The organism is Gracilinema caldarium, assembly GCF_029265695.1.
GTDB lineage: Bacteria > Spirochaetota > Spirochaetia > Treponematales > Breznakiellaceae > Gracilinema > Gracilinema caldarium_A.
In genome coordinates, this window is the sequence record NZ_JAJUHW010000023.1 from 13,570 (window position 1) to 37,517 (window position 23,948).

19 protein-coding genes and 2 tRNA genes are annotated in these 23,948 nt (G+C 48.8%); 13 read left to right on the forward strand and 8 right to left on the reverse strand.

The window, feature by feature from the left end; translation table 11 throughout:
* Nucleotide 1: 1 nt before the first annotated feature.
* The 6 genes from Q7P68_RS08650 to feoB all read left to right on the forward strand — a co-directional run bounded on the left by Q7P68_RS08650 (nucleotide 2) and on the right by feoB (nucleotide 7,934).
* The gene (locus tag Q7P68_RS08650; protein WP_304224821.1) at nucleotides 2–1,114 is read left to right on the forward strand and encodes a carbohydrate ABC transporter permease; all 1,113 of its coding nucleotides are present in this window, start codon (nucleotides 2–4) and stop codon (nucleotides 1,112–1,114) included.
* A 4-nt stretch (nucleotides 1,115–1,118) separates the two neighbouring features.
* A complete protein-coding gene (locus tag Q7P68_RS08655; protein ID WP_304224822.1) occupies nucleotides 1,119–3,584 on the forward strand; it encodes a glycoside hydrolase family 94 protein in 2,466 nt (821 codons plus the stop codon).
* Between the two features lie 148 nt (nucleotides 3,585–3,732).
* The gene (locus Q7P68_RS08660; protein ID WP_304224823.1) at nucleotides 3,733–4,839 is read left to right on the forward strand and encodes an endonuclease/exonuclease/phosphatase family protein; all 1,107 of its coding nucleotides are present in this window, start codon (nucleotides 3,733–3,735) and stop codon (nucleotides 4,837–4,839) included.
* A 63-nt stretch (nucleotides 4,840–4,902) separates the two neighbouring features.
* The gene (locus tag Q7P68_RS08665) at nucleotides 4,903–5,313 is read left to right on the forward strand and encodes a nucleotidyltransferase domain-containing protein (RefSeq protein ID WP_304224824.1); all 411 of its coding nucleotides are present in this window, start codon (nucleotides 4,903–4,905) and stop codon (nucleotides 5,311–5,313) included.
* Nucleotides 5,314–5,421: 108 nt separating this feature from the next.
* Nucleotides 5,422–5,799, forward strand: coding sequence for a FeoA family protein (locus tag Q7P68_RS08670; RefSeq protein WP_304224825.1), 378 nt, complete (start codon nucleotides 5,422–5,424; stop codon nucleotides 5,797–5,799).
* Complete coding sequence (feoB, locus tag Q7P68_RS08675; protein ID WP_304224827.1) at nucleotides 5,796–7,934, forward strand: ferrous iron transport protein B; 2,139 nt, start codon at nucleotides 5,796–5,798, stop codon at nucleotides 7,932–7,934. Before Q7P68_RS08670 ends, feoB begins: the two co-directional genes overlap by 4 nt.
* 176 nt (nucleotides 7,935–8,110) lie before the next feature.
* Here feoB and Q7P68_RS08680 read toward each other — a convergent pair whose 3' ends face one another.
* Genes Q7P68_RS08680 through Q7P68_RS08695 form a run of 4 tightly spaced genes read right to left on the reverse strand, consistent with a single transcriptional unit; the run spans nucleotide 8,111 to nucleotide 14,593 of the window.
* The gene (locus tag Q7P68_RS08680; RefSeq protein ID WP_304224828.1) at nucleotides 8,111–8,983 is read right to left on the reverse strand and encodes an SDR family NAD(P)-dependent oxidoreductase; all 873 of its coding nucleotides are present in this window, start codon (nucleotides 8,981–8,983) and stop codon (nucleotides 8,111–8,113) included.
* Between the two features lie 32 nt (nucleotides 8,984–9,015).
* A complete protein-coding gene (locus Q7P68_RS08685) occupies nucleotides 9,016–11,340 on the reverse strand; it encodes a DNA translocase FtsK (RefSeq protein WP_304224829.1) in 2,325 nt (774 codons plus the stop codon).
* A gap of 3 nt (nucleotides 11,341–11,343) precedes the next feature.
* Entirely contained in the window at nucleotides 11,344–13,713 is a 2,370-nt protein-coding gene (locus Q7P68_RS08690) for a flagellar assembly lytic transglycosylase (RefSeq protein ID WP_486187669.1), read from the reverse strand.
* Nucleotides 13,637–14,593, reverse strand: a complete 957-nt coding sequence (locus Q7P68_RS08695) for a LysM peptidoglycan-binding domain-containing protein (RefSeq protein ID WP_304224831.1) — start codon at nucleotides 14,591–14,593, stop codon at nucleotides 13,637–13,639. The genes Q7P68_RS08690 and Q7P68_RS08695 overlap by 77 nt, the downstream gene beginning before the upstream one ends.
* Nucleotides 14,594–14,708: 115 nt before the next feature.
* Here Q7P68_RS08695 and Q7P68_RS08700 point away from each other — a divergent pair, with 115 nt between their 5' ends.
* Entirely contained in the window at nucleotides 14,709–16,088 is a 1,380-nt protein-coding gene (locus Q7P68_RS08700) for a tetratricopeptide repeat protein (protein ID WP_304224832.1), read from the forward strand.
* On the opposite strand, the gene Q7P68_RS08705 is transcribed toward Q7P68_RS08700, so the two are convergent.
* Nucleotides 16,089–17,381: a DNA recombination protein RmuC gene (locus tag Q7P68_RS08705; RefSeq protein WP_304224833.1), complete on the reverse strand. Its 1,293-nt coding sequence runs from the start codon at nucleotides 17,379–17,381 to the stop codon at nucleotides 16,089–16,091.
* 39 nt (nucleotides 17,382–17,420) lie between these two features.
* Here Q7P68_RS08705 and Q7P68_RS08710 point away from each other — a divergent pair, with 39 nt between their 5' ends.
* Genes Q7P68_RS08710 through Q7P68_RS08720 form a run of 3 tightly spaced genes read left to right on the forward strand, consistent with a single transcriptional unit; the run spans nucleotide 17,421 to nucleotide 20,413 of the window.
* Nucleotides 17,421–18,941 carry an NfeD family protein gene (locus Q7P68_RS08710; RefSeq protein ID WP_304224834.1) on the forward strand — a complete coding sequence of 507 codons (1,521 nt, stop codon included), beginning with the start codon at nucleotides 17,421–17,423 and terminating at the stop codon, nucleotides 18,939–18,941.
* Nucleotides 18,941–19,927, forward strand: a complete 987-nt coding sequence (gene floA / locus Q7P68_RS08715; protein WP_304224836.1) for a flotillin-like protein FloA — start codon at nucleotides 18,941–18,943, stop codon at nucleotides 19,925–19,927. Before Q7P68_RS08710 ends, floA begins: the two co-directional genes overlap by 1 nt.
* A 3-nt stretch (nucleotides 19,928–19,930) precedes the next feature.
* Nucleotides 19,931–20,413, forward strand: coding sequence for a hypothetical protein (locus tag Q7P68_RS08720; RefSeq protein ID WP_304224838.1), 483 nt, complete (start codon nucleotides 19,931–19,933; stop codon nucleotides 20,411–20,413).
* A 122-nt stretch (nucleotides 20,414–20,535) separates the two neighbouring features.
* Here Q7P68_RS08720 and Q7P68_RS08725 read toward each other — a convergent pair.
* Nucleotides 20,536–20,617, reverse strand: a tRNA-Leu gene (locus Q7P68_RS08725).
* Nucleotides 20,618–20,738: 121 nt separating this feature from the next.
* On the opposite strand from Q7P68_RS08725, the gene Q7P68_RS08730 reads away from it, so the two are divergent.
* Entirely contained in the window at nucleotides 20,739–21,125 is a 387-nt protein-coding gene (locus Q7P68_RS08730) for a rhodanese-like domain-containing protein (protein ID WP_304224840.1), read from the forward strand.
* A gap of 131 nt (nucleotides 21,126–21,256) precedes the next feature.
* Here the strand turns inward: Q7P68_RS08730 and deoD are convergent, their stop codons facing one another.
* Both deoD and Q7P68_RS08740 read right to left on the reverse strand, forming a co-directional pair.
* Nucleotides 21,257–21,961, reverse strand: a complete 705-nt coding sequence (deoD, locus tag Q7P68_RS08735) for a purine-nucleoside phosphorylase (RefSeq protein ID WP_304224841.1) — start codon at nucleotides 21,959–21,961, stop codon at nucleotides 21,257–21,259.
* Nucleotides 21,962–22,043: 82 nt separating this feature from the next.
* Entirely contained in the window at nucleotides 22,044–23,312 is a 1,269-nt protein-coding gene (locus Q7P68_RS08740; RefSeq protein WP_304224843.1) for an MFS transporter, read from the reverse strand.
* A 135-nt stretch (nucleotides 23,313–23,447) separates the two neighbouring features.
* Between Q7P68_RS08740 and Q7P68_RS08745 the strand changes: the two genes are divergently transcribed.
* Nucleotides 23,448–23,520, forward strand: a tRNA-Thr gene (locus tag Q7P68_RS08745).
* A 248-nt stretch (nucleotides 23,521–23,768) separates the two neighbouring features.
* Entirely contained in the window at nucleotides 23,769–23,942 is a 174-nt protein-coding gene (rpmG, locus tag Q7P68_RS08750) for a 50S ribosomal protein L33 (RefSeq protein WP_013967848.1), read from the forward strand.
* Nucleotides 23,943–23,948: the final 6 nt, after the last annotated feature.

The window sequence follows — 23,948 nt, forward strand, 5'->3', positions numbered from 1 at the left end:
TATGAATGAGCGGTTAGCTACCCCGGGTCTTAAAATAAAACACCTTATCGGCTCCTTTATTTCCTATGTGGTCTTTGTGTCCTGGACCCTTATCACGATAGTTCCCCTTATCTGGATGCTTTATTCATCATTTAAGTCCAACGAGGAACTGGTCAAAGATATTTATGCCCTGCCAAAGGCCTTGTTTGAAAATAAAAACGACGAGTATGTGGTGATCCCCAAAACATTGAACGTCATACTTCCCTATGATCCGGAAAAGGATCCGCGGGAACGGATTATCATAGAATCGACCACGATTGCCCCAACCCTGCGGCTCATGGTGCATTTCCTCGTAAAGGATGAACTTCCCCCTGACCTGCAGAACCTTAAGCCCGGAGACACGGTGCGGGTTTCCCAGCTCCCTAAAAAAATGCAATGGGATATCCATTGGAAGACCGTATTCTTTAACTACCGGTCAGCCTTTGAACGGGGAAAACTGGCAGGAAAATTTGTAAACAGCCTCCTGTATTCCGGTATATCAACCTTTTTAATCGTCCTTTTTGGATTGATGGCCGGCTTTGGCTTAAGCAAGATGGCCTTTAAGAAAGCGTCGCTTGCGATCTCAGGTCTTATCGGCTTTGGCTACCTTATCAGCACCAATTCGGTAATCATCCCCCTCTTTCTTATGCTCTCCAACATGAAGCTCACCGATACCCATTTGGGAGTCATTCTTGTGTATACCGCCTTTGGGCTCCCCCTCTCGGTTATGCTCACAACTCAGTTTATCCGTGACCTGCCGGACAGCCTCATCGAATCGGCTTTCATAGACGGGGCGACCTATTTTAAAATGTTTTTCAGTATTATCGTCCCCATGACGGTGCCGGTCATTACGACTATTTCAATTATCAGTGCTCTGGGAATCTGGAACGAGTTCCTTCTTGTGTTGGTTATCGCCAGCTCTGAACTCACCAAGTCGTTACCCGTGGGAGTCTATTCATTCTCCAGCCTTACCAGTACTCAGCTTGGCTGGCAGCTCGCCGCTTTAGTTATTGCGGTGCTGCCGGTTATGATTGTCTATTTCATTTTTAACAAACGGTTAACCCAGGGCGTTGTCGCCGGTGCCGTGAAAGGATAGGATTATGCGTTTTGGACACTTTGATGATGCGAAACGGGAGTATGTCATCAACACTCCCCGTACACCTCACCCGTGGATTAACTATCTGGGAACCGAGGGCTTCTTTTCCCTTATTTCCAATACCGCCGGGGGCTACTCCTTTTACCGGGATGCACGGCTGAGGCGCCTTACCCGGTACCGGTACAACGATGTTCCCCAGGATACGAACGGCCGCTATTTGTATATCCAGGAACGGCAGGTCGCTGCGGGAAACAGCCTCGGTAAACTAAAAGGGGAACCCTGGAATCCGGGATGGAAGCCTACCAAGATAGAGCTTGATTTTTACGAATGCAGGCACGGCCTTGGCCGGACCACCATTGTGGCCGAAAAAAATGGGCTGCGGGCCACCGTACGGTACCTGGTACCTATAGGAACAAATGCGGAGCTGCAGGAACTGGTGCTGGAAAACATAAGCCGGGAAGACAAGGCTGTCTGTATCCACTCCTTTGTAGAATTCTGTTTATGGAATGCCCTGGATGATTTTACCAATTTCCAGCGTAACCTTTCCACCGGACAGGTAGAAGTAGAGGGCTCTGCCATTTACCATGTTACGGAATACCGGGAACGGCGGAACCACTATGCTTTTTTCTGGACCGATGCGGACATTGCGGGCTTTGATTCGGACCGGGATGCCTTTGTCGGCCGGGACGGAGACTTTTCTCGTCCCCAGGCTGTAGTCCAGGGAGCAAGCTGGAACTCTATTGCTGATGGATGGTCCCCCGTGGCAAGCCACCGTATAGAGTGGACCCTTAAGCCCGGCGAAAAGCACCGGGCCCTTTTTATGCTGGGGTATATAGAAAATCCGCAGAACGCGAAATGGGCGCAGCCTGGTGTGGTCAACAAAGAACTAGCCCGGAAACTCCAAGAGCGGTTCTCCAAACCCGAAGCATTTAAGACTGCCTGGGATGAGCTCGAACGGTTCTGGGATGAAAAACTTTCTCATATCTCGGTTATTACGGGGGATGAAAAACTGGACCGGATGGCCAACATCTGGAACCAGTACCAGTGTGTGGTTACCTACAACATGGCCCGCAGTGCATCCTACTTTGAAAGCGGTATCGGCCGAGGTATTGGATTCCGTGACACTTGCCAGGACATGCTTGGCTTTGTCCATCTTATGCCCGAAAAGGCTCAGGAACGGCTTTTTGATGTAGCCTCTACCCAATTTCCCGATGGTGGGGCTTACCACCAGTTCCAGCCCCTTACCAAGCGAGGCAACGCGGACATCGGTGGAAACTTTAACGACGATCCCCTGTGGCTCGTGATTGGGGTAGCGGGGTATCTCAAAGAAACCGGTGACTGGGATTTTTTAAAAACTCCCGTACCCTTTGATAATAACGCTGCAAATACCGCAAGCCTTTTTGAGCACCTTAAGCGTTCATTCCATCACGTAACGGACAACTTAGGTCCCCATGGGCTTCCTCTCATTGGCCGGGCTGACTGGAACGACTGCCTGAACCTGAATTGTTTTTCCACAGACCCGAACGACTCGTTCCAGACCAGCACCAACAAGGACGGCAAGACCGCTGAATCGGTGCTCATCGCCCAAATGTTCCTTTATGCCGCGCCGGATTATATCGAAATCTGTAAACGTTTCGGAGACGCGGAAGAGGCTCGCAATGCCGAAGCTGCGGTCCGCGCCATGGAAAGGGCCCTGTTGGAACACGGCTGGGACGGCCAATGGTTTATCCGGGCCTATGATGACTCTAGCCGCAAGGTTGGTTCTGCCGAATGCGAGGACGGCAAAATATTTATCGAAACCCAAGGTTTCGGCGCTATGGCCTTAGTCGGCCAGGATCGGGGCTATCCAGTTAAAGCCCTGGACTCTGTGGCTCAGCACCTGGACACACCCCACGGTATCGTGATCCTCGATCCGCCTTATAAAGAATATCACCTGGAACTTGGCGAAGTCTCTTCGTATCCGCCGGGTTATAAGGAAAACGGGGGCATCTTCTGTCACAACAACCCCTGGGTTATGATCGGTGAAATCCGTGTGGGCCGGCCTGACCGGGCCTTTGAATACTGGAAAAAAATCGCCCCCGCCTACCGTGAAGAGATTTCTGAACTTCACCGGATGGAGCCCTATGTCTATTCCCAGATGATAGCCGGTAAGGGAAGTCGCCGCCATGGGGAGGCTAAAAACTCATGGCTCACCGGCACGGCCGCCTGGAATTTTGTGGCCCTTTCCCAATGGATCCTGGGCATCAGGCCCGCTTTTGACGGCCTCGTGGTGGAACCCAGGCTGCCTTCGCATGTAAAAAAGGCGGTCATCCGCCGCTATTTCCGGGGTGCCCATTACCAAATCGAAGTAGAAAACCGAAAGAACGACGGCCAAATAAGCATCCGTGTAAATGGCAATCCATTAAATGGTACCCTGGTACCTGCCGCCGCTCCCGGATCACAGGTACACCTTCAGGTGACCGTCGGTTGATAGAGCCAAACCGCATGGTTAGTGAACGCAGGTGACCGTCGGCTATCGGAGCCGTACTTTCCGATTAAAGCAGCCTCCTGGTTTGGGGCCGTACTGTGGGAGGAGGTCTCCCATGGTACGGTCCTTTTTCTTTCGGTTGACTAGGTTGATGAATAAAGCTGTCCTTCTGCTACCCCTCTTTTTTCTTGGCTGCACTGGCTGTGAAAATCCCCTTGCAAAACCCAAAAAACAGACCCATTTCCGCCTTGCGTCCTGGAACCTCCAAGCTTTTTTTGATGGCCAAGAGGCGGGCACTGAATATGCAGACTTTACTGCCAAGGCTTCCTGGAATGAGGTGGCCTATAAAAGCCGACTCCAGGTCTTATCCGACGCCATGGGCCGCTGGGGCGAGGTTCAGACTCAGGGCGACATACCCGGTCCGGACATGTTTGCCCTCATAGAAATAGAAAACGCCCAGGTCCTTGCGGACCTTCTGGCAGGACCTCTCGCCTCTTTTAAGTACACCTATAGCGCTTTTGCTATAAATCCCGGCGCTCCCCTGGGGCTCGCGCTTGCAAGCCGCTTCCCTATTACGGCAACCCGCTGCCATTCTATACAGACCCCCTCATTTTCCGCCCCGCGGCCCATGCTGGAAGCGGAAATTGAACTCCCCGGCAAAGAAGGAGAAAAACTCATTGTCTTTGTCTGCCACTGGAAATCTAAACTGGGAAGTATCAAGGAAACTGAAGCAATTCGCAGGGCCAGCGCTCAGCTTGTAAACCGACGTATCCAGGAACTTGTGCAGGATAGGTCGGGAAAGGTTCCCCTTTTTCTAGTGGCAGGAGATTTGAATGAAAATATTGATGAATACGATCGGCAGGGAACTACCATACTTACCGCTCTAATGCCTGCTGGTATATCGCTTGATCCATACCCGGAAGCGGCTCTCAGCCCTCGCCCCTGCCTCATGGTGACCGATTCTGTTCAGGAACTGCCCACTTTTACTGAAGATCCTGCTCTCTTGTATAGCCCATGGAATCAGAGCGAATGGCAGGGCTCATACGCCTACCAGAGCGCCTGGGAAAAGATAGACCATATCCTTTTAGGGTATCCCTTTTTTGATAATCTTGGCTGGGACTATGCAGGTTTTTCGGTTCTGGATCATGCGCCCTTTGTTAACGACGCCGGATACCCAAACAGCTTTAATCCCCGCACCCGCAAGGGACTCAGCGATCACCTGCCAATTGTGGCTGATTTTAAGCAACACTCTCCGTAAATGAGCCAATTTATAAGCTTTCTGCGTATTGAATAAGCTATGAATGGCTTATAATGTTGAATCATGGGTGATCAATTATCGGTTTTAGCTGAAAAACTTCGACACTTTGCATATGGTAACCCGCAGATTATCGCTGTACTGCTTGTGGGTTCATATGCACGGCAGGCTCAAAGATCTGATTCCGATATTGACTTTGTTATTATTGCAGAAGAAAAGGGCCCTTGGCTGGAAAACACAGATTGGATTAAGCAATTTGGAAGTCTTAAGCGGTTCCAGTTTGAGAATTATGGTGAGATTACTTCAATCCGGGCCTTTTTTAATGAATATGAAGTGGAATTTGGAATTGGTTCTTCACGATGGATAGCGCTTCCATTGGATGAGGGAACCAAACAAGTGATTAATGATGGATACAAAATCATATATGACCGGGATGGAACGTTGCAATCCTTATTAGACGGTTCCGGTATTGACTGAATATTTTAGAAGTTATACACTACTAACAACAAGCGGTTCAACCCGTTGTTTTTATTTATTCTTTTTGTTAGCCATATCTAACAAAAAGAATACTAACGAGGAGCTATTATGTACTTATCCGATGCACCAAATGGGGCGTCTTTTAAAGTTATCCGGGTTTTAATCGGCAAAGAAGTGGGAAAACGGCTTGCCGATATGGGCTTTACTGAGGGGGCCGAAGGTGCGGTAGTCCGCGGCGGCCTGTTCCGCGGTCCCCTCCAGGTTCGCATCCGGGGCTATGATGTGCTTATCCGCCGGAGCGAGGCCGCGGGCATCGAAGTGGAACCTGTCGGGGACTGGTCCGCTGCGGAGGACGCAAATCGCCTGTTCGGGACCTTTGGCCGCTTCGGCGGAAAGGGCCGAGGGTGGAGAAAAGGAGGCGGCAACGGCTGGGGCCGCCGCGGACGCTGGTATAACCCCCACAATTCAGAGGAGACACCACAATGACACGGGAAAAAATACGTATCGCCCTGGCGGGGAACCCCAATTCGGGTAAGACCACCCTCTTTAACGCCCTCACGGGGGCTCACCACAAGGTGGGTAATTATCCGGGGGTAACGGTAGAAAAGAAAGAAGGCTCCCGCATCCGGGGCAGCCGGGAATACCACTTTGTAGACCTTCCCGGTATATACAGCCTCACCGCCTATTCAATCGATGAAGTAGTTGCCCGTGATTTTTTGCTCGATGAAAAACCGGATCTCATTGTGGATGTCCTTGACTCCACCAACCTGGAGCGGCATCTCTACCTTTGTCTCCAGTTTCAGGAACTGGGCATCCCGGTCATTGGGGCCCTCAACATGACCGATGAAGCGGAAGCCAAGGGCATACAGGTCGATTCAGTTTCTCTTTCCGGGATCTTAGGGATTCCCATGGTAAAAACCGTGGGTCCCCGGGGGGCCGGCGTGGATGAACTGCTGGATAAGGTTGATGAAGTTCTATCTTCCCTGCAGCATCAGGACCGGAGCATCCGCTACGGCGATGAAATAGAGGGTAGACTTCAGCACCTCCAGGCTCTTATTGGAGAAGATGAGACATTTTCCAGCCAATTCCCTTCCCGCTGGCTTGCGTTAAAATTGCTCGAAAAAGACATTAATGCCTATGAACGGCTTAAGGCCCATCGGAACGCTGAGGCAATTGCCGCCGAGGCCCGGACTTCCATCAACTGGCTAGAAAAACACTATGGCAAGGATAACGAAATAGTCATTTCAGAACAACGATACGGCTACATCCGGGGAGCCGTGCGGGAATGCATTAAGATTGTTAAAAAGAGTGATTTCAGCGTAACTGAAATGATAGATAAGGTTATTATGCATCCGTTGCTGTCCCTCCCCATATTTGTGCTGGTACTCTGGGGCATGTTCCAGCTTACCTTTACTCTCGGCGAATACCCTATGGCCTGGCTCGAAGGTTTTTTCACCTGGCTATCCGGTACTCTGAATGGGATAATGGGCGAGAGCGGTTTTAAGTCTCTGCTCATTGATGGGGTAATTGCCGGAGTCGGCGGGGTACTTTCCTTTGTTCCCCTTATTATAATCTTGTTTTTCCTTCTATCCATTCTGGAAGATATTGGCTATATGTCCCGGGCAGCCTTTGCGACTGACAAATTTTTGCACACCTTCGGTCTTCATGGCCAATCAATTTTCCCCATGATGCTCGGTTTTGGCTGTTCGGTTCCCGCAATTATGGCCGCCCGTACCCTCAAAAGCCGGAGGGACCGGATACTAACCATCCTGGTCATCCCGTTTATCAGCTGCGGGGCAAAGCTCCCGGTCTATGTGCTGCTGGCTGCAGCCTTTTTCCCGAACAATCCCGCCCTCATGGTAATGGCCATCTATGGCATAGGTGTGGTGCTTTCCCTCGTAGCAGCCTTTGTGCTGAACAAGACCATACTCCGGGGCGATCCAACCCCCTTTGTCATGGAACTTCCGCCCTATCGGTCTCCCACACTGCGGGGGATCCTCTGGCATGTGTGGGATAAGACCTGGCAGTATGTTAAAAAGGCAGGCACGGTGATTCTGGCTGCATCAATCCTTATCTGGGCGATTACTAGTTTTCCTGGCTATACCCTGCCAGAAGACCAGCGGGAAAATTTACGGCAAACCTATATGGCGGAGAACCCGAATAGTACACCTGAAGAAGTGAGTGAATATATTGATATACAGGAATCGGAACTCAGGCTGGCCAACAGTTTTGCTGGCCGCCTCGGCCGCCTTATAGAGCCCCTGTTCAAACCCCTTGGGTTTGACTGGAAAATAGGGGTAGCCATGCTCACTGGTTTTGCCGCAAAGGAAGTCATTGTTTCTACTCTGGGCATCTTGTACGGAGTCGGGCATGGAGAATCGGAGGAATCGGAAAGTCTCCGAGCAGCTCTGCAGCAGGATCCTGCGTGGAATCCGCTGGTTGCCTTTGTGCTTATGCTCTTTGTTTTGGTAATACCCCCCTGTTTTGCGGCTCAAGCCACCATGCGGGCCGAACTGGGCTGGTCCTGGTGGGCCTTTTCGGTGCTGTCTCTCCTCGTCTTCGGATGGCTTTTAGGATTCGCCATTTATCAGATAGGGCTTTTGGTAGGAGCACTTGCATGAAGTGGCTGGATATTTTTGCAGTCTCAGCTGCAATACTTGGTGCATTAGCATTTTCGCTTTATAGGCTGATGAGAAACAGGGGAAAAAGAAAAAGATCCTGCTGTTCTTAATTAGTTGTGAACTGCCCGCGCTGAGACACCGGGATGAGCCCGATGTCTTCGCCGCTTAGTTTAGATTTACTGCTGTGGTTTCCGGTAAGGCCGGACGAGAAATTTGTTGGCAAAACGAGCGCTCTGTACGGGACCTACAAGGAGGCTGGCCCAGCGCTGTAGTTTCCAGTTTAAGCGGGGGATGCTATAGGCTTTTCCTTTGCCGGCCTGTTTAAGGCAATGAGCGGTGGTTTTGTTAGCGCTCCATCCATGGGCAACCTTGAGCCGTACCCCCTCTGAAGCCACCTGGGCAAACTCGCTGTCCACCGATCCGGGGCACAGGGCATGAACCCGGATGCCCCGCTCTTCCCATTCAACAGCCAGGGCAATAGAAAAGGACAGCACATAGGCTTTTGTGGCTGCATAAACCGCAAAGCCTCCCAGGGGGGCAAAGCCAGCAAGACTTGCCACATTGATAACCAGGGAGCCCTTGGTTAAAAGGGGCGAAAAACGGCTGCAGGCTTCTGTAAGAGAGCGGCAGTTAAGGTCAATCTGGCCCAATTGCCGGTCCATATCGATGACTGCAAAGGGGCCATAGGTACCGTAGCCCGCGTTGTTTATTAAAATGCTGACCGGTTTTCCCTGTTCTTTTGCCTTGTCTGCCAGGCCTGCGAGGGTGTTCGGTGCAACCAGGTCAAGGGCAAAGGTCCTGATAATGAGGGTTTTTTCATCATCCTTGGTGCTGTAGGTGGCCTGCAGCTCCTCTGCCAGGGCTGCGAGCCGGTCGCCCCTGCGGGCAACGAGCCACAGTTCATCAAAAAAGGGAAGCCCCCGGTATTTTTCTTTTCCTGCCGCAGCGGCAGCGAGCCTGCGGGCAAAGGATGCACCGATTCCGGACGAAGCTCCGGTGACAAGGGCAATCCCGCCTGGTAACTTATTGAACTTTTCGTCTTCTTCCATAAAAAAGAACCCCTTTCTTGTATAGTTTCGCTTTATTGTCCCCGCAGCAGTTCCCGGGGTTTGGAACCCTGAGCGGGTCCCACGATGCCCCGTTCTTCCATAAGCTCTACTATACGGGCCGCCCGATTGTAGCCAATCTTGAGCCGCCGTTGAATGTAGCTGGCGCTGGCTTTTCCCTGCTGGTATACGATTTCCAGAGCCTTTTCGTATAGAGGATCATCTCCTTCGTCAAAGAGGGACGGCTCTGCTTCTTCCTCTTCTTCATCGTAGAAAATTTCGTCGTCCAAATAGTCCGGCTCGCCTAAGCCTTTGACATATTCTACAACCTTTTCTACCTCTTCTTCGGACACAAAGGCTCCCTGCATACGGACCGGGAAGGGGTCTACTGCGCCGGCATAAAGCATGTCTCCCTTGCCAAGCAGTTTTTCAGCCCCCACCATATCGATAATGATGCGGCTGTCCATTTTGCTGGCCACCATAAAGGCAATACGGCTTGGAATATTAGCCTTAATAAGACCTGTAATGACATCGATGGATGGCCGCTGGGTGGCCAGCACGAGATGAATGCCCACGGCACGGCTCATGGCTGCAAGCCGAGCCACCGTGGACTCAAGCTCCTTGCCGGTGGTAGCCATGAGGTCCGCAAACTCGTCGATGACCACAACAATATAAGGAAGCCGCTCGGTAGCTATATTTCGTTCTTTAATGCGTTTGTTATAGCTGCGAATGTCCCTGACCCCCATGGAATCCAGCAGGGCATAGCGGCGTTCCATTTCATAGATACAGTACTGCAGGGCCTGGAATGCCCGCTTCGGTTCGGTAATGACCGGTGTCAGCAAATGGGGGATATCGTTATACAGTTTGAGCTCTACGATTTTGGGGTCAATCAGCATTAGCCGGACTTCGGCAGGGGAACGCTGGTACAGGATAGAAAGGATCATTGAGTTTACGCAGACCGATTTTCCCGAACCGGTAGCTCCCGCAATTAAGAGATGCGGAGTTTGTACAAGATCAATGGTTTGGGCTTCTCCGGTAATGTCCTTACCCAGGATAACCGGTATCTCCATTTTTTTGCCTTCCCGGTGGAGTTCCCCTTCTATCATTTCCCGGAAAGAGACTATGTTCCGCTTGTGGTTCGGCACCTCAATGCCGACCGCGTGTTTTCCCGGTATGGGGGCCACAATACGGACCGAGCTTGCCGCAAGCCGCAGGGCGATGTTGTCCTGCAGGTTTACAATTTTGGATAGCTTTACCCCCGGTGCGGGAAGTATTTCAAACATGGTAATAACCGGCCCCTTACGGATACCGGTCACTTCTGCCTGAATGTTAAATTCTTTCAGGGTCTCCTTAAGGATAAGCGCCGCGTCCCGGGTTGCCTGGTCAATAATCCAGTATTGACCGTCCGGGTAAGCTGTTAAAAGGCCTTCGACCGGTACATGGTAATTGCTTATGGAAAAGGCTTTGCGGGCCGTTGACACGGGTTTCTCTTTTGCAAGCTCAGCGGAAACCTCTGCCCGTTCCGCCGCTTTTTCCCGGGCAATCTTTTCTGCCAGGGCTTCTGCTTCAGTCAGTGCCTGTTCAAGATCCTGGTCTGTTTCCCCGACTGTTTGCTGTTCATGCTCTGACGAGTCGGCCTGTAAGTCCTCCTTGAAATCAACCTTTTGGTCTTTGCTGTGCAATTCTTTTTCGTGTAATTCCTCGAAAATTTTTGCGCTGGCAAGGGGTTTTACCTCGGGGAGTTCAAAAATGACTGGATCCACTGGTTCTGTAGCAGCCTCGAGATCTTCAAGAAGAGGATATATTTCTTTATCTCTTTTGTGAGTAAGGGGTTGCTCAATCAGCAGCAATGGAGCAGTGGTAGATTTTTTTTCACGTGTTTTTACTTCCACCGTCTGCTTGTATTTTGGAACCGATTTGGCAGAACGCTGGGCAATCGTTTTTGTAATTAAAAGAATAAGGAATATCTCGGCGAGCAGGACTAAAAGAAGCAAAAGACCGATACCGAGTGTTCCCAGCAGCCCTAAGAGGGGATACAACGAAAGCAGATCCTCATAATGATGGAAGACATACAAACCCAGCGTAAGAGTAAAGAAGGGTACTATGCTTGCGGTGAGGGCAAATATTCTATCGGGGCGGTAATAGGTATCAGATAAGATGAGGGCTGCTACAAAAAGATACACAGGTAGCCAATAGGCAAGATACCCATAGGCATCGAGGCAAAGTTGTCCTAGTTGGGCGAATAAAAAGGGTGCTGAGAAAAGGGCCCCGGTTATCGCGAGGGCAAGCAGAATCCCCGCGGTCCCAAAAATAACCGAAAGCGTAAGGGCTGTTTTGCTTGGATGTATAGGCTGTGCCACGGTTTATCGAGCCTCCAGGGGATGTTGTTGTACAGGGAATATATCGGCAAAAACAGCTTCCATCGACATATTAAAATAAAGATATCCGTATACGGCTGCTGCCCCTAAAACTTTTCTGCTGTATTCTCTTGTTTCGGTAATCGGTATGGTTTCCAAAAAGAGGTCTTCTACCAGTTTACTCTGACTGTTTTTCCAATTTCTAACCCTTGTCATGCCGCCATTGTAAGACGCAAGGGCAAGCAGGGGGCTCCCGGTTCTTTCGATGAGATATGCAAGGTACCATGCACCGATATACAGGTTTGTTTCAGGGTTTTCCAGGTCTTTAGCATCCGTAATTGCAAAATCAGGTCCCCCAGCTCGTTTTATACGCCATGCAGCATCTTTGGCTGTAGCCAGCATGAGTTGAGTTAGACCCTTTGCACCTGCATGAGACGTAACGTCCGGTACAAAGGCGCTTTCACTCCGAACGAGACCATAAAAGATTTCAAGGGGAATGCGATGCTGCTTTGCGATAGGTTCCATAAGATCCCGGAATGGCAGGGGATAGAGCAGCTCAAAATCGGCTCTTTGTAAGGTATAGTCTTTTCGATTCAGTAAGGCCCGGTATATTAACTGTATCTGCTCCCCCCATCTGCCAGAGGAACCAAATAATGCGGCTAACCATCGTATTTCTTCAGGCTTGAGCTGTTCTCTATATTCCAATATGTAGGGCAGGGCTATATCAGCGCAGCCCCATGTGAAATAGCCGGCAAGATAGGCCATTAATGACTTTTCATCACCTGATGTTGATATTTTGTTCTTTTCATCACTTTCATCCGTTTTTCCTGGGATCACTTGGAGTTTTGTTCCCAAAAAAGCAGCTGCTAAACTTCGGTAATAATAGGATGCCTTGTCTGTATCAAATGCAATCGTATATAAGCGTTCGGCGATCGCAGCGGGCTTACTTTCACTCGAAAATCCTAGGAATTCAAGTTCTTCACTGGGTGAGAGATAAGATTCGGTAAATGCCCGGGCAAGGATATAAGCATAGCGTGCCTTAGTTGGACTGTCTGCCTTTTGGTAAATGATCTTAAATACCCGCAATAATTCTTGCCATTTATGATTTGTTGTATAGGAAGTGCAAATTTTATCGAGCAAATCATCAAAATATGAGGGATCAAACCAAATGGGAATAAGGCTTTCAAGTGTGGCAGCAAAATCTTTTTCTTCCGTTTCCAGACTTGTGTCCAAAATGTACCAAATACAGGCATCCCGCTGTTGCGGATCCGGTGCCAAGGGCAGGGCTTTGTAAAAATAATTGAGCGCATCCGATGGTGCCTTAATCTGCCGTGCCATACGGGCGGCATAAAAAAACAGCTTAAACCGAATTTCGTTTTTATCGCCGCTTGTTATCAATGCCTTAGTGTTTTGACCAGATACAATGGTAGCATCCCAATCAATAAAAAGACGGATTCCTTCTTTTGCGGCCCCGCTGTATTGATATGCCTTTCCAAGATCGCTTAAGAGCTCTAGATAGGCTTCAAAAAGATAGCGATTTCTGCTTAATGCCTGTTTTAAGTAATACAGTGCGTCGCCGTATGATCGATCCGCTATGTATAGCCTTCCTCTAATTGCATCCACCACCGTTTGGGGTAAATAGATATGTGGTGCCTGCTGAATTTTCGCAAATAAGTCCCGTTGGATATCGGAGATGGATCCAGTAAAAAAGAAATTTTGAATCTCCGTGAGTATATTTTTGTTCTCGGGTTCAAGGGCAAGTCGGGAAAAAAGGACGAGCCCCCGTTCGCGAAGATCCATGGATACGGCGGTATAGGTCTTCTGAAGATTTACAATTTCCTTATATTGCTCACCAGCGAAATATGTTTCCGTAAGCAGCGACCGATACCAGTTCTGTTCCCTATACTGGGCTTGTTTTCCCAATTTTTTCATGAGATCCAGGGCTGTTTCGGTCTGCTTTGTTTCAATGAGCAAAGGAATAAGCGTTTTGTACCTTGTTTGTTCTGCCCAGAGGGGGAGACTTTCGGTTCCAGTGCTCAATGCCGCTATGGCCCTCTCTTTGTCTCCTAGCTTAAATAGTTTCAGGCCCGCATAAAAAGGAGCTTCAGGTCCTAATGCTGCGAGTTCTTTGAGACTGCTGGGGTCTGCGGCTCTAATGATATCGAATGATCCTTGCTGCAGTTGAGCCAGGACTTCCTGCTTTTGCAGCCCCAAAACAGTTTCAGCCTTACAGGCAGTAAGGCTGAAAAAGAGGAAAAAACTAAGAAATAAAGACAGTCCTCTGAAACGATAGAGCGTTTTACGGTTTTGGTGGAATCCTGATAGTAGTACCAGAAATGATAAGATCAGGATTGCGAATTTTATTAAAACGGGCAATGCGCGGATAAAGCCAAGGATTACGATAAAATGCCTCCGATATGTCCCATAGGGTGTCTCCCCAGCGAATCTTGTACGGCGCCCCTTCTTTCGGAATAGTCAGAGGAACCTTATAGGAGGCCACCGGTGCTGGGGGTCTTTTCCGGGCAGGTAACGGTTCTGCCGCAGGTTTGGACGGTGATACCTCAACAACCACCGCTGGTTTTGGCTCCTCTGCAGCCGCTGGGGCTGCCTGCTCCTGGACTTTGGCCGGTTCAGGTGCGGGTTTTTGCTCTGGTTCTGGTGCAGCCGTGGCTGCAGGAGCAGTAGTACTCACCGGCTTTGCCTTTTGATCATTCCGGCCAACAAACACAAACAGATATACCAGAATGGCCACGATGATGACAATGCCCAACCCTATCAGGATTGGAATTATGGGAAATGCCTTTTTATTTTCTTCCCGTTCTCTAATAGCCGAGGCTCGTTCATAAAGACCCGCTGGAGGGGGCTCTTCGTGGGCTTCGAGTTCAAAATCCGGCAGTTCGTAGGTATCCGCCTGATCAAGGGCCTTAAGAGAAACGGTCAGTTGATGCCGTTCTGTCTCATTCGGCGCATCCAGATCTACCGCTTCGGCCACCAATTCTTCCGAATCCTTAGAAGTAATAATCATTTCGATGGAAGGCTCCCCCTTAGGTTTGGGGGCAATGTGTTCAATTACGAGACTTCCAATATAATCCGCATCGGACATGCTTCTGGATTCGCTTTTATAAAGATCAATTTGAACGCTTTCCTGCCCATCATGGACGGTGGTTAATATAAGTCTTTTCTTTACCGAGGAACCCTCTTCCAGAATAGGGTAAAATTCCCCGTTTGCGATCTTAATTCCGATGCTCGCCGCCATGAATTTCACTCCTTTTATACTTATATAAACAAACTTTAGACGCCCTATGGGGCTTTGTCAATGCTAAGAATAATATTCTCTTGACGCTCACCCATTCCCTATCGATAATGAGACTATGGTAGGAATAGTTTCCATTCTCTTGGTAATCATACTGCTCGTTTCAGTCCTTTTAGTGTTGCTTGCCCTTTCAGGAAGAAAGCAAGAAAGCCCGGGAGATAAGAAACGAAAAAAAAGATCCAAAGGTCGGGATGCCCTCATTCGGGATGCTACCCGGCGCCTTGCCCAGAATCCAAAAGATCCTGAAGCCCTCCTGACCCTCGGAGAAATTTACTATCATGATGAAGTGTGGGACAAGGCATACAAAACCTATGAAACCTTGGTAGAGCTTTGCGGGGCTAACCCGGAACTGAATGAGTTCGAAATAAACATGCGGTTTGGCCTCGCGGCCCTCAAGCTCAATATGACAGAAGAAGCTTACAAAGGGCTTGTTATTGCCCGCAGCCTTCAGCAAAACAACTTTGAGGTAAACTATAATCTGGGCGTACTTGAATTTCAGAAAAAAAATTATGAAAAGGCGGTGCAGCTTTTACAGCAAGCCCGAACCCAGGATCCTGAACACGCGCTTACACTCCGCTATCTGGGACATGGTTATTTTAAGCTCCATAAGTACCGGGAAAGCCTTGTGCTCCTTCGGAAAGCGGTGGACTTGGTTCCCGATGACAAGGAATCAATCTATGCCATGGGGGAGTGCTATTACGAACTTGGGCAAGCCGAACAGGCTATTAAAATATTCACCCATTTAAGGCCTGACCCGGTTCTCGGCCCCAACGCCTGTCTTTTTGCGGGAACCATCCATTTGAACCAGCATCAATTTGCAAAGGCCATTATGGACTTTGAAATCGGTCTTAAACATGAAAACATAAAAACCGAGATACAGCTCGAACTCAAATATCGACTTGCTATGGCCTACCTAAGGCAGCAGGAAATAGGCCGGGCGCTTAATTACCTTAACGACATACAGTCCCAAAATCCTAATTACAAGGACGTCCCAGCCCTTATCGGCAAATATCAGGAACTTAATTCAAATAAAAATCTGCAGATTTATCTGATGTCCTCTACGGGAGATTTTGTAACCCTCTGCCGTAAGGTGGTTCTGAACTTTTTTCCCCGTGCCAAGGTTAAGATAACCAACATTGCGGTAAATAAAAATGAATGGGTCGATATTCTAACCGATGTGGATACCCCAAAATGGGCAGACGTTGTCATGTTTCGTTTTATCCGCAGCACCGGTTCCGTCGGTGAGCTTATCGTGCGGGACTTTCATGCCCAGTTAAAGGAAGTCAAGGCGGGCAAGGGCTTGTGCATCACCGCCGGAACCTTTACCGACGAGGCTAAAAAATATGTCGAAGCCCGGCTCATCGATCTGTATGACAAGGACAAGCTTGGCTCCCTCTTAAAAGGTGTCGATGCAAGCACCACCCAGCTCGAAATTTAATTATTCGCGCATGATGCCTGGCAGTTCTTCCATACTTTTGTCCTGCTCAGAAATCTGCTCCTGAAGCTGTTCTGCCTTCTGCAGCTTGCCTTGGATGGTCCGTGACTTCTTGTCCGCCAGGTCTACCGTATCCGCCGCTTCCTGCAATTTTTTCCGTGTTTTATCCAGGAGCTCTCCGAACTTTTCAAAATCTGCTTTAACAAGATTCAGGGTACGCCATACTTCGGTAGTCCGTTGTTCAACCGCCAGGGTGCGGAATCCCATTTGCAAACTGTTTATCATGGCGGCCAGCGTTGTGGGGCCTGCGATAACAACTCTCAATTCACGCTGTATCCTTTCTGCCAGGCCGGGCCGTGAAAGAATCTCCGCAAACAAACCCTCGGAAGGCAGAAAGAGTATTGCAAAATCAGTGGTATAGGGTGGATGAATGTATTTTTCGTAAATATCCTTTGCGGAAAGTTTCAGCCTTTGTTCCAGCAGTTTTCCCGCTGCTTCGGCGCTTAAGGTGTCGCCGTTTTCCCGGGCATAAACAAGCCGTTCATAATCTTCTTTCGGGAATTTCGCATCAATTGGGAGGAGTACGGGTCGTTCCTTTTTCCCTATCCCATCAGGTTTTGCAGCCCCCGCAGCCCCCGAAGCTCCCGGGAGCCTGATGACCACTTCTACCCGTTCTGCGCTGCCCGGTTGAACTGCCGCGTTCAGCTCATATTGATGAGGTGCCAAGAGATCCTGAATGATTGAAATCAGTTGTACTTCGCCCCAGGTCCCCCGGTTTTTCACATTTACTAAGACCCGTTTCAAGTCCCCGACCCCTGCGGCAAGACTGCGCATTTCTCCAAGCCCTGCTTGTACTTGTTCAAGCCTGTCACCAACCAGCTTAAATGATTCTCCCAAACGTTTTTCCAGGGTTTCGTGCAGTTTGTCATCCACCGTTTTGCGGATTTGTTCAAGCCGGGCTGCATTATCCATCTGAAGTTCCCGCAGTTTCCGGTCCACGGTCTCGCGCAGGAGTTCCATTTTTTGGTCATTCCCCTGTCCAAACCGGGCTATTTCGGTACGCAAAGCTGCCAACTGGTTGGCTTGAATATCCATTATTCTTGCTAAATTCTGGGTAAGTTCTGCCCTGGTGCCCCGTAATTCTTCTTGCAGGCTGCGCTCAAGTCGTTCCTGAACTTGAGTTATGGCTAAAAGCTGATTGTTAGCCTGCCTGTTTGGTGAGCGCACAATAAGAAACACGAATAAAATGAGGAAAAACAGAATTATAAATAAAATTCCGGGCAAAATTAATTCCATGGCCAAGCATTATATCAAAAACTGTATTAGAATAAAGCCATGAAACGTATATTACTTGTGTTATGCTTAGTATTTTCCATACTAAGTTTGATGTCCGCCCAGGACCAGACGAAACAAGAGACTGGCTCTGTCTGGATAATACCTATTAAGGGCGATATTGAACCCTCTATCAGTGCTTTTATTCGCAGGGCCGGTCAGAATGCCCTTAACAAGGGGGCGGGGACAATCATTTTCGAAATCGACACCTTTGGCGGCAGGGTCGATACGGCACTGCAGATTTCAAGCTTTATCGGTTCCTTAAAGAATATCCGAACCGTTGCCTGGGTCCGCAGCGGCCCCGAGTCCATGGGTGTTAGTTGGTCTGCGGGGGCTCTTATTGCTCTTTCCTGCCAGGATATTGTTATGTCCAGCGGCACTTCAATCGGGGCCGCTGCGCCGGTCACCATAGGAGCCGATGGTCAAATGAACCCTACGGGCGAAAAGACCGTCAGCGCCGTTCGTTCCCAAATGGCAGCCCTGGCAGAAAAAAACAAGCATCCGGTACTGCTTGCCCTTGCCATGGTAGACCAGGACCTGGAAGTCTGGGAAGTACAGGTAAACGGCCAAACCAAATTAGTCAGCGGTGTTGAGCTGGAAGGACTTGAGAAAAACAACGCCAACAAGGTGGTCCGGCTCAGCCAGATCAGCGCCAAGGGAAAACTCCTGTCCCTGACGGCTGGCGAAGCTCAGAAATATGGGCTTGCTCTTGCAATAGCAGATACCAGTGATGAACTGGTAGAAAAACTCGGACTATCAAGCGAGATTGTAGAGCTCGTACCGACGGCGGCCGATCAGGTTGTGTCATTTTTAACCTCCGGGGCGGTGCAGACCCTTCTCATCTTGTTAGGGCTGGTGATGCTCTTTTTGGAAATAAACACCCCCGGTTTTGGTATCCCCGGTGTAGTGGCTATCATTTCCTTTGTTACCGTATTTGGCCTTAACGCACTCCTTGGAACAGTAGGTTCCCTTGAACTGATTCTCTTCCTTGTCGGTGTAGCCCTTCTGGCGATCGAAATCTTTATTTTGCCCGGTTTTGGTATCACCGGTATTAGCGGGATCGTTCTTATCGGGCTGTCCCTCGTGTTTTCCCGCCAGGATTTTACGATACCGAGCCTTCCCTGGCAGTGGGAACTGTTTGGCAGAAACGTCTTATTTGTTTCGGTTGGTATTGTTCTTGCAATCGCTGCTATCGCCGTAATTGCCCTCATGGGCCCCCGAATTCGGCTTTTTGATCGGCTTACCCTCAAGACCAAGATTGAAGGAACCGCAGGCGGCCCCGATCCAGAACATGCGGGAACCTCGGTTATGGAAGCTGCCAGGGTAATGTCCGAGGCAGAAGAAAATTATGGGGATCTGCTGGGAAAACGGGGAAAAACGATTACCACACTTCGGCCCTCAGGAAAGGCCGAATTTGATGGAAAACCCTATGTTGTGGAAGCCGATGGGGCATTTATTGAACCCCATAAGGTTGTGGAAGTAATCCGCGTACGCGGAAATAGAATAATAGTAAGGAGTGTGTAATGACCTATTTAATACTTTTAGCCATAGTCGCGATCATCGCCCTGGGATTTCTACTTTTGTTCTTCCGGTTTTTTGGACTTTGGTTCAGGGCTATGCTTTCCGGGGCTTCGGTCGGCATGGGAAAACTCATCGGTATGTGGCTTCGTCATGTTAATGCGGCGGTCATTGTAGAAGCCCGTATTATGCTCACCAAGGCTGGCATAGAAGTCGATTCGGACATGTTGGAAACCCACTTCCTTGCCCGCGGTGATGTCATGAAGGTGAGCCGAGCCCTTGTTGCGGCAAACAAGGCTAACATTCCCCTTCCATTCCAACGGGCTGCTGCAATTGATCTTGCAGGCCGGGATGTTTTAGAGGCTGTTAAAACGAGCGTAAATCCTAAGGTTATCGATTGTCCAGATCCAGCCAAGGGAAAGCAAACTATCGATGCGGTTGCAAAGGACGGTATACAGCTGCAGGTAAAGGCTCGGGTTACCGTACGGGCCAACATCGAGCGGCTCGTTGGTGGAGCTACCGAAGAGACTATTATCGCCCGGGTTGGCGAAGGGATTGTTACCACCATTGGTTCCTCAGAAACCTACAAATCGGTGCTGGAGAACCCGGACCTTATCTCCAAACGGGTACTTGAAAAGGGTCTTGATGCGGGCACTGCCTTCGAAATACTGTCTATTGATATAGCCGATATTGATGTCGGTGCGAACGTGGGAGCCAAATTGCAGGCTGACCAGGCTGAGGCAGACAAAAGAAGATTTCAGGCTGAGGCAGAAAAACGGAGAGCCGCAGCACAAGCCCGGGAACAGGAGATGCTTGCGCTGGTCCAGGAAAATCGGGCAAAGGTTGTCCTCGCTGAATCGGAAATACCGCTTGCGATTGCGGAGGCCTTTAAGAAAGGGCAGCTTGGTATTATGGATTATTACCGTCTTAAAAACCTCCAGGCCGATACGGATATGCGGTCTTCGATAGGAAATGCCCCCCAGGGTAAATAGAATATGGAAAGTCTTATAGAGACCCTATTAACCTTCATACCTATCGCACTCATAATCGCCCTGCGAATCGCTGCCTCAAAAAGAAATCAGCAGCAGATCCAAGAGCGAAGCAGGATTGTGGATGTATTAAAAACAAAGGCTGTAAAAGCTACCGCCAAGACAGCTGTAGCGCCTCAGGGGTATAAGAGCGCTTTCGTCTTTGAAGAAAGCGCTCATCCTCCCATAGCCAATTGGGAAAAAAGTGCTTCGACGAAGCCGATTGCTGTCAGCACCCCAATAGAGACAACTATCATGGAAAATGCCTCCATGATAGAAACTGCGGCTGCTGAAGCATACGACACTGCAAAGCCTGTGCGAGAAAAAACATCAAAAAAAGAAGCTCCCTTTGATCCCTTAAACCGCCTTTCTCGTCTTTCCCGGCTTCAGCAGGCTGTTGTCTATGCGGAACTTTTGGGGCCTCCGAAATCATTGCGGGAGGATATCTAGAAGGGTATCTGTGCTACTGCGGGTTACTATCCCAGCGGTAGTTTGCATGAGACAGGCTGTTCGGCACTTATAAAACAAAAGAGCTCTCTGAAATAAGCTTCAGACAGCCCTTTAACTTTTTATGCCCAGAGGGGGACTTGAACCCCCAAGCCTCGCGGCACTAGTACCTGAAACTAGCGTGTCTGCCAATTTCACCATCTGGGCTTAACGTTGAACAACAATAAAAAAAATAGTCCATTTTGTCAAGAGGACCGAAAATCCTCTTTAATCCGCATTGTATGGGATATAAAAAGATAGTATATTAGTAATATATTAAGGAGTATATATGCGGATGAAAAAGTCTCAATTCCTATTTGGTTTATTTTTTATGATGATGTTAACTTTTTCTCTTTCAAGTCTTTTTGGACAACAGCGCAGCCGGGCAGAAATTGCCTGGGATTGGATTTACAATGCAAAGGCTCTTGTTATAGATGTCAGAACTCCAGAAGAATTTAACTCAGGCCATTTAGACATGGCTATCAATATTCCTCTCGACACTATCGAAAAAAGAATTACTGCCATTGTACCGAATAAAACCGCTTCTATTGTGCTTTATTGCCGCTCTGGAAACAGATCTGGTCAGGCTTATAACATTCTCAAATCCTTGGGGTATACTCGTATTCACAACGGCGGCGGCTACACAGAATTGTTGCAGGCAAGACCGAAAAAATAATCTTTAAGCTCATTTTATAAAGTCATCTTTTTTAAATTGGCGTTGTCATAATATGCGGTTGCGTTCGACTTGTGACCGTTGCCACTCAATCACACGCAACCGCCGCGGCAAATCGCGGATTTCAAAGCACCTTAACTGATAGCCGCTTCCAGGGCAACTTCCATCATGCGGGTAAAGGTGGTCTGCCTCTCTTCTGATGTGGTGGCTTCATGGGTTACCAGGCTGTCGGAGATAGTTAAAATTGCCAGCGCTTCCCGACCATATTTTGCTGCCAATGTATACAGCTCGGCGCTTTCCATTTCTACCGCCAGGACCCCAAATTTGGCCCAAAGTTTCCATTCTTCTGGATCTTCGGTATAGAACATATCTGAAGAAACTACATTCCCTACCTTCGGGTCCCAGTTGCGGGCCACTGCTGCATCATAGGCTGCTTTAAGCAGTGAAAAACTCGCGGTGGGTGCAAAATCACGGTTTCCAAAACGGATTGCGTTAGCTCCTGAATCGGTGCTGGCTGACATTGCAATAACCAGATCTCTGATTTTAACCGACGGTTGGAGAGATCCGGCAGTACCGACCCGAATTGCCCGTTTGACACCATAATCCTTAAATAGTTCGTTCACATAGATGGAAATTGATGGAATCCCCATACCGGTCCCCTGGACGGATACTCGTTTGCCCTTATACGTTCCCGTATAGCCAAACATGTTCCGTACTTCGCTATAGCGGACCGGATTTTCCAAAAAGGTTTCTGCGATAAATTTTGCCCGCAGAGGGTCTCCGGGCAACAATACTGCTTCGGCAATTTCGCCAGCCTTGGCTGCAATGTGAATTGACATAGCCACTCCTTACAGAAAAACTCCCAGTTAAATGGGGTCGTACATTATAGATGAATATTACGATTTTGGGTAGAACGTATGTTCACCCCTGTGTTTCATCAACATGGTGGGCTTCGCCCTTTTTGACTCCTCTCATAATCAGCCATGCGGCCATCATGCAGATACTTCCAAATATGAAAATACCTGGATAACCTGCCAGGTCAATAATGGCACCGGTAATGGGCGGAGCACTGATGGCCGCTCCCTGGCTAAAGGTGTAATAGAGCCCTGTGTAAATCCCCATATTTCCATAGGTAGCCATTTGCCACAGCATAGGGAAACTGTTTACCACAACGCCAATCCAGACGGAGCCATAAAAAAACATTAAAATAAGGAAGAGCACTAAGGAGCTTCCCGCAGGGAGCCCTAAGGTTCTGGCTATAAAGCCGGTTGTCGGCACAAGAAGCAAAATCAGGGCAAGTAAGACAAGACTCATGCGGATAAAGCTTTTTCTTCCCATTTTATGAGCCAAATAACCCGACGGAATGGCAAGCAAGACGCTTGCAATCCCTGCGATGCCCTGTGCTAAAGCCGCATTTCCCGGACTTACTTTCATTACATCTACAAGGTACAGGCCAAGGAAGGGTTTTGCGCCTTCATAGGCCATGAACCAGAAAAAGAGAGAAAATAGAATCCTAATTACACTGGAATCTCCGGACTGAAAAATCATTTTAAGAGAGGCTATAATAGAAGGCTGCTTCTCTTCTTCAGTATCCTCTGGTTTTCTTTCCTTCACAAAAACAAATAGTATAAGCGTGGCCACGAGAACAAAGACTCCTGCGGTCACGAACGGCAGAGATTCATTGATTTTCATAAATCGGGCAAGTACAAGAGTACCGATGATGAGTCCAAAGCCTCCCATGGTGTTAATAACACCGTTGGCTTCAGAGCGGTATTCACCAGGAATGGTATCCGGCATCAAAGCTACCACGGGGCCCCGAACGCTGGTTTTGAATATATTAAATAGGAAAATAATGATAATCAGACTAGCAAGCGATATGGCTGCCATGGATGGAATAACCGAAAATAAAATTGCAGACAGGGGCAGCATAACGATGATAAAAGGAATGCGCCGCCCCAGTTTTGTGCGGGTCCTGTCTGACCAAATAGAAACAAGGGGAATCAAAAAGAGCTGGAGTATATTGTCCAAAGTCATCACCGACCCGATGAGCGTATTGGAGCTGATATACCGTTTCAGAAAAATGGGGATATATGTGTCATAGAGGGGATCCATTAATCCCATGGTAAAAAAGCCAAATCCAATAAGGAATGTTAAGCCAAAATAAGTCCGAAATCCCTTCTTATGGTCCATGTGTGCCTCCGTTTTTTCTCAGCCTAACCTGCTTTTGGAAAAACTGCAAGAAATATTAAATTGATGAATAAAGGTATTGACAATTGGCTTGTTTCTTGCTATTTTCAGCGGGCATTACGGTTCTGTAATGCTTCTGCCCTTGTAGCTCAGTCGGTAGAGCACATCCATGGTAAGGATGTGGTCAGCGGTTCGATTCCGCTCGAGGGCTCTTTGTGTTTTATAAAAGCACCTTGTTTGCAAGGCGGTTGCCGCTTCGCGTCATCCGCTCGAGGGCTCTTTGTGTTGTGAGACAACACCATGTTTGCAAGGCGGGTAGCGCGTAGCGCAATCCGCCCTAACGTTTTTATTTATTGACTGGTTGGAAAATCAGTGTATCTATAAATTATAATGGGAACTGACGATCATTCCGAAGATTGCAGAATGGGTCGTGTTCTTTCTTTATAGAAGGGGATTGATATGGCTAGCAAAAAGACAGCGGTTGAACTTATAGCGTTGCAGTGCAGCGAATGCAAGCGCAAGAATTATACAACCAAGAAAAATCGCCGCACCATGCAGGAAAAGCTTGAGTTGAGCAAATATTGCAAATTTGATCGGAAGCATACGATCCATAAAGAAACAAAGATAAAGTAATTCTTT

Excerpts from the sequence above, each read along its gene's own strand:
- Q7P68_RS08705 (WP_304224833.1), bottom strand. The coding sequence starts at position 17,381 with ATGGAATTAATTTTGCCCGGAATTTTATTTATAATTCTGTTTTTCCTC.
- floA (WP_304224836.1), top strand. The coding sequence starts at position 18,941 with ATGACCTATTTAATACTTTTAGCCATAGTCGCGATCATCGCCCTGGGA.
- Q7P68_RS08670 (WP_304224825.1), top strand. The coding sequence starts at position 5,422 with ATGTACTTATCCGATGCACCAAATGGGGCGTCTTTTAAAGTTATCCGG.
- Q7P68_RS08700 (WP_304224832.1), top strand. The coding sequence starts at position 14,709 with ATGGTAGGAATAGTTTCCATTCTCTTGGTAATCATACTGCTCGTTTCA.
- rpmG (WP_013967848.1), top strand. The coding sequence starts at position 23,769 with ATGGCTAGCAAAAAGACAGCGGTTGAACTTATAGCGTTGCAGTGCAGC.
- Q7P68_RS08650 (WP_304224821.1), top strand. The coding sequence starts at position 2 with ATGAATGAGCGGTTAGCTACCCCGGGTCTTAAAATAAAACACCTTATC.
- Q7P68_RS08655 (WP_304224822.1), top strand. The coding sequence starts at position 1,119 with ATGCGTTTTGGACACTTTGATGATGCGAAACGGGAGTATGTCATCAAC.
- Q7P68_RS08680 (WP_304224828.1), bottom strand. The coding sequence starts at position 8,983 with ATGGAAGAAGACGAAAAGTTCAATAAGTTACCAGGCGGGATTGCCCTT.
- deoD (WP_304224841.1), bottom strand. The coding sequence starts at position 21,961 with ATGTCAATTCACATTGCAGCCAAGGCTGGCGAAATTGCCGAAGCAGTA.
- Q7P68_RS08740 (WP_304224843.1), bottom strand. The coding sequence starts at position 23,312 with ATGGACCATAAGAAGGGATTTCGGACTTATTTTGGCTTAACATTCCTT.
- feoB (WP_304224827.1), top strand. The coding sequence starts at position 5,796 with ATGACACGGGAAAAAATACGTATCGCCCTGGCGGGGAACCCCAATTCG.
- Q7P68_RS08665 (WP_304224824.1), top strand. The coding sequence starts at position 4,903 with ATGGGTGATCAATTATCGGTTTTAGCTGAAAAACTTCGACACTTTGCA.
- Q7P68_RS08710 (WP_304224834.1), top strand. The coding sequence starts at position 17,421 with ATGAAACGTATATTACTTGTGTTATGCTTAGTATTTTCCATACTAAGT.
- Q7P68_RS08695 (WP_304224831.1), bottom strand. The coding sequence starts at position 14,593 with ATGGCGGCGAGCATCGGAATTAAGATCGCAAACGGGGAATTTTACCCT.
- Q7P68_RS08720 (WP_304224838.1), top strand. The coding sequence starts at position 19,931 with ATGGAAAGTCTTATAGAGACCCTATTAACCTTCATACCTATCGCACTC.
- Q7P68_RS08660 (WP_304224823.1), top strand. The coding sequence starts at position 3,733 with ATGAATAAAGCTGTCCTTCTGCTACCCCTCTTTTTTCTTGGCTGCACT.
- Q7P68_RS08730 (WP_304224840.1), top strand. The coding sequence starts at position 20,739 with ATGCGGATGAAAAAGTCTCAATTCCTATTTGGTTTATTTTTTATGATG.